The organism is Aquimarina rhabdastrellae, assembly GCA_947387485.1.
In the GTDB taxonomy this organism is placed as follows: domain Bacteria; phylum Bacteroidota; class Bacteroidia; order Flavobacteriales; family Flavobacteriaceae; genus Aquimarina.
This window is the reverse complement of record CANDNT010000032.1, coordinates 1-16,842: the sequence shown is the minus strand read 5'-3', so window position 1 is coordinate 16,842 and position 16,842 is coordinate 1. Positions and strand designations below refer to the sequence as shown.

The following is a 16,842-nucleotide window of genomic DNA, read 5'->3' as shown; positions in this document are numbered from 1 at the left end:
GTAGCAGTGATTAAAGAAGTATAATCAGGTAAATTATCACCGATATTAAGATTTTGATTTCCAATACAAGAGATAACAGGATCTTCGGTATCAGGATTGGTAGTAATAGTAATATTACATTGCGAACTATTCCCTGCATCGTCAGTAGCCGTAAAAGTAACGGTCATCCCCTCTGTAAAAAGCGAACCAGCATTAGGGTTTTGAGTAATAGTGACATCTGTATCAATATTATCAGTAGCAGTAACTAGTGTAGTATAATTAGGTATAACAGTTGCATTACAATCTAGTGTTTGATTAGCAGGACAAGAGATTACAGGATCCTCAGTATCAGCATTAGCAGTGATAGTAATACTACATTGAGAACTGTTCCCTGCATCGTCAGTAGCCGTAAAAGTAACAGTCATGCCATTAGTAAAAGGCGAACCAGCGACAGGATTTTGAGTAATAGTAAGAGTATCATCACAATTATCTGTAGCAGTGATTAAAGAAGTATAATCAGGTAAATTATCACCGATATTAAGATTTTGATTTCCAATACAAGAGATAACAGGATCTTCGGTATCAGGATTGGTAGTAATAGTAATATTACATTGCGAACTATTCCCTGCATCGTCAGTAGCCGTAAAAGTAACAGTCATCCCATCTGTAAAAGGCGAACCAGCATTAGGGTTTTGAGTAATAGTGACATTTGTATCAATATTATCAGTAGCAGTAACTAGTGTAGTATAATCAGGTATAACAGTTGTATTACAATCTAGTGTTTGATTTCCGACACAAGAGATTACAGGATCCTCAGTATCAGGGTTAGCAATAATAGTGATGTTACATTGTGAATCGTTCCCTGCATCATCAGTAGCTGTAAAAGTAACAGTCATCCCATCTATAAAAGGAGAACCAGCATTAGGGTTTTGAGTAATAGTAAGAGTATTATCACAATTATCCGTAGCAGTGATTAAAGAAGTATAATCAGGTAAATTATCACCAATATTAAGATTTTGATTTCCAATACAAGAGATCATAGGGTCTTCGGTATCAGCATTAGCAGTAATAATGATACTACATTGCGAACTGTTCCCAGCATCGTCAGTTGCTGTAAAAGTAACAGTCATCCCATCTGTAAAAGGTGAACCAGCGACAGGATTTTGAGTAATAGTGACATCTGTATCAATATTATCAGTAGCAGTAACTAGTGTTGTATAATTAGGTATAACAGTTGCATTACAATCTAGTGTTTGATTAGCTGGACAAGAGATTACAGGATCTTCGGTATCAGAACCATCAGAAACTACAAATGAACAAATAGCTTCTTTTCCAGAATTATCGGTTACTGTAATGGTAACAGTTTGTGTAATTAATGAAAGTGTTCCCGGTGTAGGTGATTGAACAATGTCAAGCATCGTATCGCAATCGTCACTTACGGTTAACCCTAAAGTATAATCAGGTAACGGTGTTCCTGTTACTAACGTTTGATTTGTTGGACAATCTGTGATTTCTGGTGGTTCTATATCAGAAATTTCTTGACCATAAAATACAAAAACGAAACCAGGGTCAGCATTTTGTTCAAAACGATATTCGCCAGCAGGAGCTCCTATAGCAATATCACCTAAACCATCATTGTTTAAGTCACCAACTCCTTTTGCTACAAGGTCAAAGGAATAACCAAGAGAATGATTGACAAATACATTAAGCTTTCTAATTAATGTAGAAGTGTTGGTTTGAATAACAGCATCCCAATCTGTTTGTCCAAAAACAATAGTATACCAAGTTCTATCTCCAATAATAAAATCATCGATACCGTCATTATCAAAATCACCAATAGTACTTAATGAAGATGGAGAACCAAAGGAGCTATTACTAACCTTAAACCCATTAATACCATCAAGAGTGTTAAGATCCAGTTGGTTAGAGAAAGAAGCTTTTCCGAAAACTATATAGTGAAAACCAAAACCAATCTCATTAAAACCATCATTATTGATATCCCCCATATTACTAATTCCTCTTGCAATAGATTCACTAGAATGAAAAACAGAAAAACCATTATTACCATTAAGAGAACTTATATTAAATGAAGAAGGGAAATTAGAATTTCTTCCAAAAACAACAAATTGTCTTCCTTCGTCTCCTGCAATTCCAATATCATTGATAGCATCACCATTAACATCTCCTAATCCAGAAACAGCATAGCCTATAGTGCCAGGTTCTGGAGTATCGGATACAATCACGAAACCATTTGTACCATTAATTTGATCAGGTGTGAGTATTCTTGGGAAAGGAGTAGAAGAACCATAGAGAATAAAGACTTTACCACCTTCACCATCTCTATCACCAGAACCTTCAACTAAAGCGATATCATCCAAACCATCTCCATTAATATCACCCAATGCATCAGAATCATAACCTATACGTTCATATTCATCAATACCTCTAACTATGAAACCGTTTGTACCATTTAAGGTGGAAAGTTGAAGAGTAGAAGGAAAACTTGATTGACCAAAAATGATAAAAGTATATCCGAGTTCTCTACCATCGTCTGTAGATGCAAAAACTTCTGTAGTAATAAAATCATCAATACCATCATTATTTAAATCTCCAGCAGGACTGATATTATAAGCAAAAGAAGGGCGACTTGTAGTTATAAAATCATTAGTAACTTTAAAACCATTAGTACCATTAAGTTGACTTAAATTAACTGTAGGAGGTAGACCCGATGCTGTACCATAAACAATATAAGCACCACCAATGATATCTTCACGATTTTGATCACCTGGATCCATAGGAGAACCATCATTACCTTGGGCTGCAATCCCAAAGTCATCAAAACCATCATTGTTAATATCACCTACGTTGGCAATATCAGTACCTGTATTGGCTTGTGGATGTTCACCAAAAATAATACTACCATTTGTTCCGTCAATTTCTGTAGTATTCATACGATTGGTACTACAATTCAAAGGCGGTGTATTAGGTGTTGGTTGAACTTCAAAACTACACGAATTAGTATTACCAGAGGCATCAGCAACAGTTAAAGTAACAGTCGTATTGCCTGTAAATAAGGTTCCTATAGGAGGAGTTTGAGTAATAACTAAATTTTGATTAAAAGTACAATTATCTTCAACATTAACTAATGCATATCTATAATCAGGAATTACTCCATTAAGTGGTAATTGTTGAGTAGAATTAGGACAGGTGATCTCTGGTGATATTGTATCGGTTAAACCATAAGTATTTCCAAAAACCACATGAGTATTACTTCTATAACTTCCTATAATAAAATCATTATAACCGTCATTATTAATATCTCTTAAGCCACTTAGGCTTGACACAAAACCAAAATTTAAGCGAACGTTGTTATAAATTTCATGACCTAAAGTTCCGTTTATTTGATTAGAGTTTAATGTAGGAGTGGGCGTATTTTGTCCATAGAGGATATGTACAGAACCTTTAGCTCCAACTCCTCTACGATTAGAAATAAGTAAATCATCAATAGTATCTTGATTGAGATCTTTAGCCAAACTTAGACGTTGACCTAAAGAAGAATTTTCTTCACTACCAGTAATGATAGTACTATTACTAGTATTAAAATCACTTATAGTATATAAAGAACTATAAGGAGTTGTTTTTCCATATACAATATAAACTCGACCATTATTTTCTAAAGAATTAGAATCTAAACTAGGTTCAGAAAACATAAAATCATCAATACCATCGTTATTAAAATCACCAGCACTATTGATAACAGAACCCAAAGAACTACCTGTTGTACTTTCGATAAGAAAGCCATTGGTACCATCTAATGAAGCCACGGGAAGTTGATTAGGGAAATTAGAATTTTGACCAAAAACAACCATTATTACGCCACTATTAGAAATACCATTATTATTATGGCGAGGAATACCAATCGCAAAATCGTTGATATTATCACCATTGATATCTCCAATATTTTCTATTACATCTTGATTACCAAGAGCTCTGGCAAAATTATGAGTAACAGAAAAACCATTAGAACCATTAAGAAAACTAATATCCATAGAAGCTATGGTAGATGAACCATAAATAATATATACGGATCTAAAAGAAGACGAAAAATTATTCCAATCTAAGATACCTATGTCATCGATTGTGTCTCCGTTGATATCTCCTAATGAAGCTAAGGCATAGCCAAGGTGAGTTCCAGTTTCTGTTGTAGAAATAACAATCCCATTAGTACCATTAATATCCGCTTTGGTATATAAAGGCATAAAACCACCTCCATTACGACCAAAAATAATGATTACAGCACCCATATTACTACTTCGACCATTATCTTGACCAATCATTACATCGTCGATTCCGTCATTATTGAAGTCACCAGCAGTACTTACAGTAGACCCCATATTTTCATGACTAGTAACCCCTCTTAGCGTAAAACCATTAGTACCATCTAGTGTATTAAGGTCAAAGTCGTTTAATGAAAAAGAATCACTTCCAAAAATGACATAAGCTTCACCAACTTCTTCAACACCTCCTAAGCTTACTTCGGGAGCACCAATTATAAAATCTTCAATTCCGTCATTATTAATATCTCCAGCATTCTTTGCTGAAGAACCTAAAAAATCATCAATATCCTTATAAGCAATATCAAAACCGCTAGAACCTTTAAGTGTAGAAACAGCAACTTCTGGACAGCCTTCTTCTGTGGTTTGTGAATAGCTGAATGAAGTAATAAAAAAAGTTAATAAAAGATATAATTTGGTAATGCGTTGATTATGAGTTTTTTTCTTCATATATGATAGAGGAATGTTGGGTTAATGCAAAATTAAAAGGTGACCGTAATGTGTGTATCCCTTTAATCAGGTGTTTTTTTATGAAGAGAATACCCCTGAAAACAGGGTATTAAAAATTAGTTGAGATAATACTAAAGTGAATAAAGAAAAAAATCTCTGATAGAGAAAGAGATAAGAGAAAAATAGAATGTAAAAAAGACTATGTTATAATAACTTATGATATAAGCTGGAAAGAAAAAAGGTAGCTCATATGAGCTACCTTTCTATATGTTTTATAAAATATGAGGTCTATAGAGTAGATGAATCTCCTAATAATTCAGCAATTTTAGCATCAAGTTGTGCACCTCTTAAGTTTTTTGCAATAACCTTACCGTCCTTGTCTAAGATGAAAGTAGCTGGAATTGATCTTACCCCATAAGCTTTAGCAATAGGCTCTTGCCAATATCGTAAGTTTGAAATGTGATTCCAACTCAATTGATCGTCTTCTATAGCTTTAACCCAATGTGCTTTGTTTTTATCCAAAGAAACACCAATAATATTTAAACCTTTATCATGATACTCATTATATAGTTTAACAACATTAGGGTTTTCGATACGACAAGGCTTACACCATGAAGCCCAAAAATCAATAATAGTGATTTCTCCCATAGCTTGCTTTAAAGAAAGAGGAGTCCCTTCTGGTGTAGGAGCAGAAAAATCTGAAGCAACGCTACCTATATCAATAGCACCAATAGATTGAGAAATTGTATTAGCAAGTAATTTACCTAGACGAGAGTTCTTTACAGAAGGATCTAGATTAGTATATACAGTATTAGCTTCTTTTGCAGGAGCTAACTTTAAATTCATTACATCAGCAAGAGCGATAATAGCCATTAATTCTGATGGATTCTCTTTGGCTAACTGAATTCTAAAATCTTTTTGTTCGATTTTTAAAGCAGCTTGTTTTTCGCGTATACCAGGAAGCTTTTCAGTCTCTTTTAAGCGAGAAGCTATAATATAATCGTTATTTAATTTTTGTAAGTCCTGAGCAATTTGATTTTTTTTCTGATTGTAATCAAAAAATAGCTTATTTCCCTTACCACCATTAATAATAGAAGATCTAAGACTATCCTTATAAATAGTCATTTGTATAGGAGTGTTTTCTGCTACATAAACTACATTACCACCAGCATTTTTAAATGTTAGATAATGAAAATCTTTCTGCTCAACAAGAGGTAAAGATGCACTGAAACTATTATTTGAAACAACTGCAGAGTCAATGATAATAGGTCTGTTTGAACTACTTAAAGAATTTACATAAATCGTTTGTCCATCCTCAAAACCAATTGCTTTACCAGAAATCTGATATCCTTGTTTAGTTTCTTTTTCTTGGCAAGCCAAAGCCAAAAGAGCTAAACCTAAAAGCGCTATTTTTTTCATTATTTTTTAATTTTTCTAGGACAGTAAAATTAGAGAATCCTTTGGATATAGCCTAAATAATAATTTTAAAATATAATTAAATGTTAATCCTTACAAAGAAAAATTATATTCCGTATTTTTGTATGTTGAAGATAAAAGGGAAAGAAAGAAATGAATTTAATTAAGCAAGAGTTTCCTCTTGATGTAGTGATAAGTTTCAAAAAGTTTTTTGATTCTTATCGAGATCATCTCAATAGTGAAAATTCACTATTGAAAGCTCGTGCGCAGCAAATTTTGGATATTGTAGCAGCTTATCCTGAGCTAGAAGAAGGCTTACAAACAGAAGAAGAAATAAGCAAGTTTTTACCAGAAATAGAGTTAATTCTTGAAGATTCATTTTCTAGTATATTACAACAAAATGAGATTAAGGTAGCTACAATACCGTTTAGTAATATCGTTTTAAAATCAACCAAACGATACAAAAATATTATAGCTGCTGCAGGAAAAGATTTTGAACCTACAATCAAAAATCTTGATAGCGAACATCATTACATCATGGGGTGTAGTATAGTTTTAGGATTATACTACGGATTTAAAATAGATTTTAAACGACCATTTTTTTATGACATACCTGATGCAGAAGGTATGATGAGATATTATCGCATTTTATATAATGCAGATTTTATTGAAATAGCCAAAACAACTAAAGCAAAAGAAATAACAGAAGCCGATGTAGAAATTTTACTTGATAATTTTGAGAATATAGAAATTTGGAAAGAAAAGTTTCCTCCAGGAAGCTGGATAATGAAAGGTATTGTTATAGCGAATATGTATGACGCTACAGCCGAAGTTTCTATTTCTGAGCTAAAAACAAGTTTATTGAGATATGATAAGGATGATCATGATTTTGTATCTCAATTTCAAAGTGTTTTTAGAACAATATTTAATTTACCAGAATTAAAATTCGGATATACCTTATATAACGAAGAGGATAAGGTTTTTGAAAAAGTGCCAGTGAATAATATGGAAAGTTATTTGCTGAATCACGAAACTTCTGTTTGTTGTAAAGAAGCGCTATGTCAAGGAAGTTATGAACACTTATTTGGAGAGAATACATATTTTCCAATCTCAGATATAGATAAAGCACATAGAGAATATCCAGAGATAAGTTTATACAAAAGCTTAAAAGATCAAGGAATAAAGAGTGCTATTTTTGCACCAATATCTCATGAAGGAACTTTATTAGGTGTATTAGAATTAGTCTCGCCTAATAAACATGAACTCAATAGTATTAATGCCAATAAACTTGAAGATGTAATACCATATTTATTAGATTCTGTATTACAAAATAAATCAAAAGCTGAAGATGAATTAGAATTGATAATTCAAGAGGAGTGTACTTCAATTCATCCAAGTGTTTATTGGAAATTTAAAAGAGAAGCTAAGCGTATCTTTAATGAAAGATCAGAAGGTAAATCTGTAGCATTTAAAGAAATTGCATTTGAAAATGTTTATCCATTATATGGACAGATTGATATAAAAGGTTCGTCTGAAGCTAGAAATAAAGCAATTCAAAGAGATTTAGAATTGCAATTGATTTACATCGCAGCTATATTAGACGAAGTTATAAGGCATGAAGAGCTTCCTATCTATCAACATTTACAATTTAGAATTCAGAAAAATCTAGCTAATATACAGAAGCAACTTCAAGTTGATAGTGAGCAGGCGATATTAGATTTTATACGTAAAGAAATAGATCCATTACTACCATTCTTTAAAAACAAGAATCCAGAATTAAAGAAGTTAGTAGAAACATATACAACCTCTTTGGATCCTCAAATTAAAATGATTTATAAGTACAGAAAAGACTATGACGAATCTGTAATGCAGATTAATAAAAGAATGGCTTCTGTATTAGATAAAAAACAAGAAGAGGCACAGCAGATGTACCCGCATTATTTTGAGCGATTTAAGACTGATGGAGTAGAGCATAATATGTATATAGGAGAATCTATAACTCAAGAAACAAGTTTTAACAAACTGTATCTATATAACTTGAGATTATGGCAGTTACAAGTTATGTGTGAGATGGAGAATGAATACTATCAATTTAAGAAAGAATTGCCTTTAGCACTAGATGTAGCATCAATGGTATTAGTATTTAATGCTTCTTTATCTGTTCGATTCCGTATGGATGAAAAACGTTTTGATGTAGATGGAACCTATAATGCAAGATATGAGGTTGTTAAAAAACGTGTTGATAAAGCACATATAAAAGGTACAAATAAACGAATTACAGAAAAAGGAAAATTAGTCATCGTATATTCTCAACGTACAGACGAAGTAGAATATATTAAGTATATCAATTTCTTACAAGAGAAAAACTATTTAGATAGTAAAATAGAAGTTGTAGAACTTGACGATTTACAAGGAGTTACAGGACTTAAAGCACTACGAGTAAATATTCTTTACCATAATAATGATGATAAAGAATATTATACGTATGAAGATCTTTTAAAAGAACTTAATTAAATAGTTAAGAAAGCAAAAACAAAAGATCCAACAGATATGATGATTCCAATCATAAAAACGGTATAAGTGATCCTAAGGATTTTATATTTTCTATGAAGTACTTTTCCTAGAAAATATAAATCCTTAATCATTGTATCATAGATATACTCTTTATCATCCATTAGATCATGCATAGCATTTTTATAATCTAATAATGGCATTTTATGGAAGTTACCAAAGAATAATAGATTTACTTTCTTCTCTTCAATTTCTTTTCTTGTAAAAGAACCACTGGTAACATTAGGACGTGTAGCAAGGATAGATAAAACCATCGAGACAATACTAAACGTAATAAAAATCACTGTAGGTATAATAAGATATTGATTAGAGGGATTATCTAATTTTGGTATAAGATTAGACAAGGCCAAAGAGATTACAATGGTATTGACAGATAAAAGAATATTGGCTTTGGTATCTGCTATATCACTTAACTTTAAGTGATTTCTTAAGGTAACTCTAAAAAGTGTTTGTATTCCTTTTTCTGGATTAGTGTCCTTGAGTTCAGCCTTTATTTTCTTTTCTCTTTTTTTATTTTTTTCTTTTTTCCTTCGTTGTTGTTCTTCTAGCATTCGAGCTAAATTTTCTTCTTTTTTTGGTTGCCAATGTTGGATAGCATAATCAGTATAATATTGATGTTTATTCATAAACATATCAATATTTTCTTTGAGCCATTCTTTTTTAGAAAAGTCTTTAATACCACATAGTTTCATTTCTTCTTTTAGAAATTCACTAGTTTCTTCATAATATTCTTTCGCAAAATGAGAAGCATCTGCATCACGTATAATTTTTTCTAATAAAGTAGAAGGAACACTATCCATTTTGGTGGCCATGATACAGGCAGATATTTTATTAATAAGAGCCGTATCAATGTTTTGTTTACTTAAAAAATCCTTAGCAATAACAACACTCTTTTCTTCGTGATTTTCACCACCTTGAATATACCCAGTGTCATGAAGAAGTGCAGTAAGTAACAACACTTTTTCATCTTCTATAGAAATAGTGATGTTATCAATGATTTCTTTTGTACTTTTAAATACTCTTTTGGTATGAGTATAATTGTGATAAATGCATTTTTGTGGTAACTTTTCAGCAAAGAGATCAGCAACAAATTTATCAGTTATTTCAATTATAGATGACATATCTGGGGATTTTATCGAAACAAAATAATAAAAAAAATTGACTGTAAAACAATATGAGTAAAGATTACTTATTTATAAGCACGATTATAGCTTTAATATGCTCTGCTTGTGCTACCTATACACCTCAATATAAAAACAATCAATTTGATTATAAAACAAAAGGGAAAACGGTTGAAAGATCATTTTATTTGATTGGGGATGCAGGAAATGCAAAAAAAGATAACTTAACGGAAGGATTAGAATTACTGAAAAAAACATTAGATACTGTTACGACAGCTAACAATTATGTTTTGTTCTTAGGAGATAATATTTATCCGTCTGGAATGCCTAAATCTAAACATGAAGAAAGAGAGATAGCAGAAGGAAGAATTGAAGCACAATTACAAGCAATTAAAAATTTTAATGGAGAAGTACTCTTTATTCCAGGAAATCATGATTGGTATTCAAATGGAGTAAAAGGATTAAAACGAGAAGAAGAGTACATAAGAAAACAAATAGATAAGAAAAATATCTTTTTACCTTCAAAAGGATGTCCATTAGAAAGTATAGCTGTTAGTGATGATATTCAATTACTAGTTATTGATTCACAATGGTATTTGGCAAATTGGGATAAAAACCCAACGATGAATGATGATTGCGAAATCAAAACAAGAGAAAAACTCTTTTTAGAAATTGAAGGAGAATTTAAAAAGAATACAGAAAAAACAGTTTTAGTAGCATTACATCATCCATTAATAACATATGGACCACATGGAGGTAAGTTTAGTGCTGGTAAACATTTATTTCCTTTAAAAGAAAAAATACCTATGCCTGTGTTAGGTACATTAGTAGCACAGATAAGAGCACAAGGAGGAGTGTCTCCACAAGATATAAGTAATGAACATTATAATGCTTTTATAAAAAGACTTTCAACAATGGCCAGAAGTAACAAAAAAGTGATTTTTGTTTCTGGACATGAACATTCCTTACAATACAATATAGATAATGGATTACATCAGATCATTTCTGGTTCTGGTTCCAAGAAAAGTGCAGTTGCGTTAGGAGCTTATGGTAAGTTTGCATATCCAGATCAGGGATTTGCTGTAGTTGATGTATTTACAGATGGATCTTCTCAAGTAAGATTTTATGGAAGTAAAGAAGGTAAAGCTAGCTTGGTATATAGCTCAGAGATCTATGCCAAAGATGAATATGAACAAAAGAACTATGATGTTACAAAGGAAAAGTATGTGATATCTAGTGTTTATAACAAAGAGAAAACAGAAAAGTCTAAAGGTTATAAAAAAATCTGGGGAAATCATTACAGAACTGTTTATGGAACAGATTTAAAAGTACCTGTAGCTACATTGGATACACTTATGGGTGGGGTATCTATAGATAGAAAAGGAGGAGGACATCAAACTAGATCATTACGATTACTTGATAAAGATGGAAGAAGGTATAGTTTAAGAGCTGTTAAAAAGAGTGCAACGCAATTTTTACAAAAAGCAGCATTTAAGAATACCTATTTAGAAGATAATTTTAATGAAACATTCACAGAAGATTTACTATTAGATTTTTATACATCGAGTCATCCTTTTGCAACATTTGCTGTAGGAACTATGGCAGATGCAATAGGAGTGTATCATGCAAATCCTCAATTGTTATATATCCCTAAACACAATGCTTTAGGAAAATATAATGCAGAGTTTGGGGATGAATTATATATCCTAGAAGAACGACCAGGAAAAGAGTTTACAGATGTAGCTTCATTTGGTAAACCAGATGATATTGAGAGTACCGATGATATGATAAAAAAATTGCGTAAAAATGAAAAATACGCGATAGATGAAAAAGCATACATAAAAGCCAGATTATTTGATATGATTTTGGGCGATTGGGATCGCCATTCAGATCAATGGAGATGGGCTCGATTTGAAAAAGATGATAAAGAATATTATAGACCAATTCCTAGAGATAGAGATCAGGTATTCTCAAATTATGATGGAAAATTAATAGATGTAATCAAATTTTTAATTCCGCTTACGCGAAAGTTTCAAGAATATGACGCTGAGTTAAAGAATGTAAGATGGATTAATGAATCAGGGATTCGTTTAGATAGAGCATTTACATCAGGTTCAAATAAAGAAGTATGGAAAAAACAAGCAGCTTATATTCATGAGTATTTAAATGATGAAACTATAGACAAAGCTTTTGATGAAATTCCTAACGAAGTTCAAAACGAAACTCTTGAACAAATAAAGAAATACTTAAAAGCAAGAAGAGATCATATAGAAGAAATAGCAGAACGCTACTATGATTATATGGCAAAACAAGTTATCATTAGAGGAACTGATAAAGATGATTTTTTTGAAATTATAAGAGAAGACAATAAAACAATCATTAAAATATCAAGAATTAAAAATGGGAAAATAGAATCTCCATTTTATCAACGAACAATCAATGCAGGAGAAACCAAAGAAATATGGGTTTATGGATTAGATGATGATGATAAATTTAAAGTAAGTGGAAAAGGAAAGAATACTATTAGAGTTAGAATTATAGGAGGACAAGATCAAGATGAATATCTTATTGAAGATGGGAAAAAGATTAAAATCTATGACCACAAAAATCAAGATAACATAGTTAAAGAAAAGAATGGAGCAAATGTAGTATTTACAAATAGGTATAATTATAATACTTATGATTATAATAAGTATATCAGTAAAACTAACACGATAATTCCTTTTGTAGGGTTTAATCCAGATGATGGATTTAATGTTAATATTACAGATACTTATGTGATTAAAGGATTTAAGAATTCACCATTTCAAAGTAGACATAAGATAAGAGGAGCTTTCTATTTTGCAACAGAAGGATTTGATCTTTCTTATCAAGGAGAATTTGCTGACGTTTTTGGAAATTGGAATCTTCAAGCTGAAGCATTATATACTAGCCATAACTTTACACAAAACTTTTTTGGATTTGGAAATAGTACAATAAACCTAGATGATGAAAAAGGCTTAGATTATAATAGAGTAAAAACGAGTATTATCTCAGGAGCATTGGGTATCACAAAGAATGGATATTATGGTGATAGAATTACAATAAAAGCAATGTTAGAAGGTATAGAAATTGATGCAACAGAAGATCGTTTCTTAACAACAGATCCAGTTTTTTCAAGTACAATAAGAGATGATTTCTTTGAGAGAATGTATTTTGGAGGGTTAGAGCTAACTTATGGTTATGAGAGTTTTGATAATAGAGTGAACCCTACAAGAGGAATGACATTTCATGTAAAAACCGAAACAAAAGTTAATGTAGAAAATACACATCAAGCTTATGGATATCTCAATCCACACTTAGGGTTTTATAATGCATTGACACGAAATAAAAAACTGGTATTAAAAACAGATGTAGATGCTCAAATTCTAGTAGGAGATGATTATGAGTTTTATCAAGCAGCTCGATTAGGAGGCGATAATGGATTAAGAGGATTTAGAGAACAACGATTTGCTGGTAGAAGTGCTGTAGTATTTAATGCAGATTTAAGGTATAGTTTTAATAAATTCAAAACAGGTTTATTACCATTGCAATTTGGAGTTTATGGAGGGTATGATTATGGACGTGTATGGCTTGATGATGAAGATTCTAATCAATGGCATGATTCTGTAGGAGGAGGGTTTTGGATAAATGCAGTTGACGCAGTTTCTGGACAATTAGGAATTTTTAATTCTGATGAAGGAACTAGGGTGTCTTTTGGATTTGGAGTTGATTTTTAATCAAAAAAACTAATAAAAAAAGCAAACAAAAAAGGATTCATATTACTAATATGAATCCTTTTTTGTTTAAAAATAGAAGTATAATAAAAATGTTTAAAAGCTTATAAGAGAGTATTATATAAGAAAAAAGCCCCTTTTTAGATCGATAAATAAGATATTTTATGAAAATAATATTATTTGTAATTGATTTGGTAATTCGTTGTATTCTAGTTTTTTATGTTGCTTTTTGCGAGAGAATAAATTTTAGTAGGATAATATAATATAGTTAGATAGGTTTTTTATTATTATAATATATGATTTTGAATGTATATTTGTTACCCCCTAGACATTATTAACAAAAACTAACTAACTTGATGCTCAAACACACAATCACATTTTTATTACTACTTTACTCATGCGCTATTTTTTCACAAGGTGAAGCCAATAATTGGTATTTTGGAAATAGAGCTGGGATAACTTTTAACGGTGGCGGAGCTCCTACAGCATTAACAGATGGACAATTAAGAGCTACAGAAGGAGTTGCTACTATATCTAATCAAAGCGGAGATTTATTATTTTATACTAATGGCTTAGAAGTATGGAATAGGAATCATGACGTGATGCCTAACGGAACAGATCTTACAGGTAATGATTCAAGTACACAATCAGGAGTAATTGTTCCTCATCCAGGAGATCCTAATTTATATTTTTTGTTTGCAAATAAACAAGATAATTCACAACCTATACTTCAGGGGTTTAGGTATAGTATAGTTGATATCAGGTTAGATGGAGGATTAGGCGATATTGTAGCAGGACAAAAAAATATATTATTACATGATGGGTCTTCAGAAAGATTAACAGCTGTTCAACATATTAATGGTAAAGATATATGGATGATAGCTTATAGTAGAGATCAGAGGAAATATTTTACATATTTAATAACAGAAACAGGATTAGATCCTAATGCAGTAGAGTCGCCAATAGGAATGGTTTTAGGTAGACACACTAGAGGATATATGAAAGCTTCTCCAGATGGAACAAAATTAGCAATTGCACATGATGCAGCAGGGAATGAGTTTGAATTGCTAGATTTTGATAGAACTACAGGTATAGTAAGTAATCAAATGCCTGTAAGAGAATCTGATATAGATGTATTAAATATTCCGTCAGGTAGTGGTATTGGGCATAGACCTTATGGAGTAGAATTTTCGCCTAATGGTGAATACCTATATATAGCTTTTGAAGCCGGAGGTATTTATCAGTTTGATGCTTCTCAAACTACAGCTTCAGGAATTATAAGTACAGGAAGAAAAGTAAGTAGAGGAGGAGGGAGATTCAAAGCACTACAATTAGGTCCAGATAGAAAAATATATTCAGTAAGATCGGGTGATGGTACTCTAGGAGTAATACATAACCCTAACTCACCCGCTGCCGGAATTAATTATGAACATAATGCTGTAGATTTAGGCGGTTTTAGAACGGGTAGAGAAGGTTTACCAAACTTTATTCAAACTTTCTTTGAGATAGATATAGATGCAAGAAATTTATGTCTAGGAGATGATACAGAGTTTGAATTGAATAGAGAAAGTATAGTAACTTCTGTAGAATGGGATTTTGGAGATGGTTCTGCAATTTCTACAGATATTAGACCAACGCACCAATATGCTGCTGTAGGAGATTATACAGTGACAGCTACAGCTATTTTAGGTACAGATACAGAGGTGTATACAACTACAATAACCATTTATGATTTACCAGTAGCTAATGCCGCTACGAACTTATCTGTTTGTGATGGGAGTCCATCTGATGGTATAGCAGATTTTAACTTAACGATTAAAGATGCCGAAATTTTAGGTAGTCAAAGTGATACAGAATATGTAGTTAGGTATTATATAAATCAAACAGATGCAGAAAATGCCGAAAATGAGATTACCGGAGTGTTTACCAATACTTCTAACCCTCAAACCATCTATGCTAGAATTCATAATCGTAATAGTTTTACGTGTCATGATATTACCACGTTTGATTTAGTAGTATCCGGAGAAGCAACAATTGGAGCTTTAACAGATTTTGTTTTATGTGGTAATAACAATAATGCTGTATTTGATTTATCAGAGAAAGATACTGAAGTATTAGGTAGTCAAAACGCTAGTGATTTTGCAATATCTTATTATGAAAGTGAAGCAGATGCAATTGCTAGACGCGATGCTATAGCTGATCATACTTCTTATACTAACACGAGTAATGGGCAAATGATTTATGCTCGTATCGAAAGTAGTACAGATCAAAACTGTTTTAACACAGGGTCGTTTGCGTTACAAGTAAGTCAAGAGCCAAGGATAGCTAATTTAACAGTGTTAACTTTTTGTGGAAATGGAAATGCAGCTAATTTTAACTTAAGAGATAAGGATACCGAAATCTTAGGAACTCAAAATGCTTCAGACTTTGAAATTACTTATCACAACTCAAGTGATGATGCAATGAATGATGCTAATGTTATTGCTAATCCAGAGGCTTATTCTGCTCAAAGTAGTGAAGAAATCCATGTACGTATAGAAAATGCTACCAATGCTGCTTGTTTTGAAATAGGAAGCTTTAACCTGATGATTTCTCAAACTCCAGTGATAGCTTCTGCACCTTTGGCATTGGATAATTGCGGAACTATGGGGGTAGCTACTTTTAATTTAAGAGAGAATGACGATGAAGTGTTAGGTAATCAAACAGCTACAGAGGTGACAATAACCTATCATACTTCTAGTGATGACGCTATGAATAATGTAAATGCCATCGCTACGCCAGAAAATTATACTAGTCAACAAGACGGAGAAGAGATTTTTGTACGTATAGAAAACAATACGAATACTGTATGTTTTGCTACCGATAGTTTTATTTTAAATGTATTTGAAATCCCTACAGCAGGAACAGTAACTGATTTAGAATTATGTGATGCCAATGCGGATGTAATTAATTACGATTTAAGTTTTAGTTTCCCTGAAATTTTAGGAACACAAGATGCTTCGCAATTTGATATCAGTTTTTATAGCACACAAGCAGATGCAGATGCTAGAACAAATGAATTAGAACTAACTCAAGAAACATCAGAAGCGAGTACTGCAATTTTTGCACGTATAGAAAACATAGGTAATACTGCCTGCTTCCAAACGACTTCGTTTAACATCTTAAAAAGAGAATCTCCAGTATTAACCATTGCAGATGATGTATTTATTTGTCCAG

Annotated in this window: 6 protein-coding genes; 3 read left to right on the top strand and 3 right to left on the bottom strand. The window is 32.0% G+C overall.

Annotated features, from left to right (window positions below):
* Window positions 1-4,763, bottom strand: a 4,763-nt coding sequence (locus ACYEKI_RS20880; RefSeq protein WP_459213157.1) for an HYR domain-containing protein, incomplete at its 3' end; no start/stop codon positions are given.
* Between the two features lie 288 nt (window positions 4,764-5,051).
* Window positions 5,052-6,182: a redoxin domain-containing protein gene (locus ACYEKI_RS20875; RefSeq protein ID WP_459213156.1), complete on the bottom strand. Its 1,131-nt coding sequence runs from the start codon at window positions 6,180-6,182 to the stop codon at window positions 5,052-5,054.
* A gap of 150 nt (window positions 6,183-6,332) precedes the next feature.
* Here ACYEKI_RS20875 and ACYEKI_RS20870 point away from each other — a divergent pair, with 150 nt between their 5' ends.
* Window positions 6,333-8,693 carry a GAF domain-containing protein gene (locus ACYEKI_RS20870; RefSeq protein WP_459213155.1) on the top strand — a complete coding sequence of 787 codons (2,361 nt, stop codon included), beginning with the start codon at window positions 6,333-6,335 and terminating at the stop codon, window positions 8,691-8,693.
* Here ACYEKI_RS20870 and ACYEKI_RS20865 read toward each other — a convergent pair.
* Window positions 8,690-9,871: a Pycsar system effector family protein gene (locus ACYEKI_RS20865; protein WP_459213154.1), complete on the bottom strand. Its 1,182-nt coding sequence runs from the start codon at window positions 9,869-9,871 to the stop codon at window positions 8,690-8,692. The genes ACYEKI_RS20870 and ACYEKI_RS20865 overlap by 4 nt on opposite strands.
* 53 nt (window positions 9,872-9,924) lie before the next feature.
* On the opposite strand from ACYEKI_RS20865, the gene ACYEKI_RS20860 reads away from it, so the two are divergent.
* Window positions 9,925-13,629 carry a BamA/TamA family outer membrane protein gene (locus ACYEKI_RS20860; protein ID WP_459213153.1) on the top strand — a complete coding sequence of 1,235 codons (3,705 nt, stop codon included), beginning with the start codon at window positions 9,925-9,927 and terminating at the stop codon, window positions 13,627-13,629.
* Between the two features lie 353 nt (window positions 13,630-13,982).
* Window positions 13,983-16,842 (top strand): PKD domain-containing protein (locus ACYEKI_RS20855; RefSeq protein WP_459213152.1); only part of this gene is annotated, 2,860 nt, incomplete at its 3' end.

Bases quoted from the DNA above. Each gene is read 5' to 3' on its own strand.
- ACYEKI_RS20870 (WP_459213155.1), top strand. From the start codon at position 6,333: ATGAATTTAATTAAGCAAGAGTTTCCTCTTGATGTAGTGATAAGTTTC.
- ACYEKI_RS20860 (WP_459213153.1), top strand. From the start codon at position 9,925: ATGAGTAAAGATTACTTATTTATAAGCACGATTATAGCTTTAATATGC.
- ACYEKI_RS20875 (WP_459213156.1), bottom strand. From the start codon at position 6,182: ATGAAAAAAATAGCGCTTTTAGGTTTAGCTCTTTTGGCTTTGGCTTGC.
- ACYEKI_RS20865 (WP_459213154.1), bottom strand. From the start codon at position 9,871: ATGTCATCTATAATTGAAATAACTGATAAATTTGTTGCTGATCTCTTT.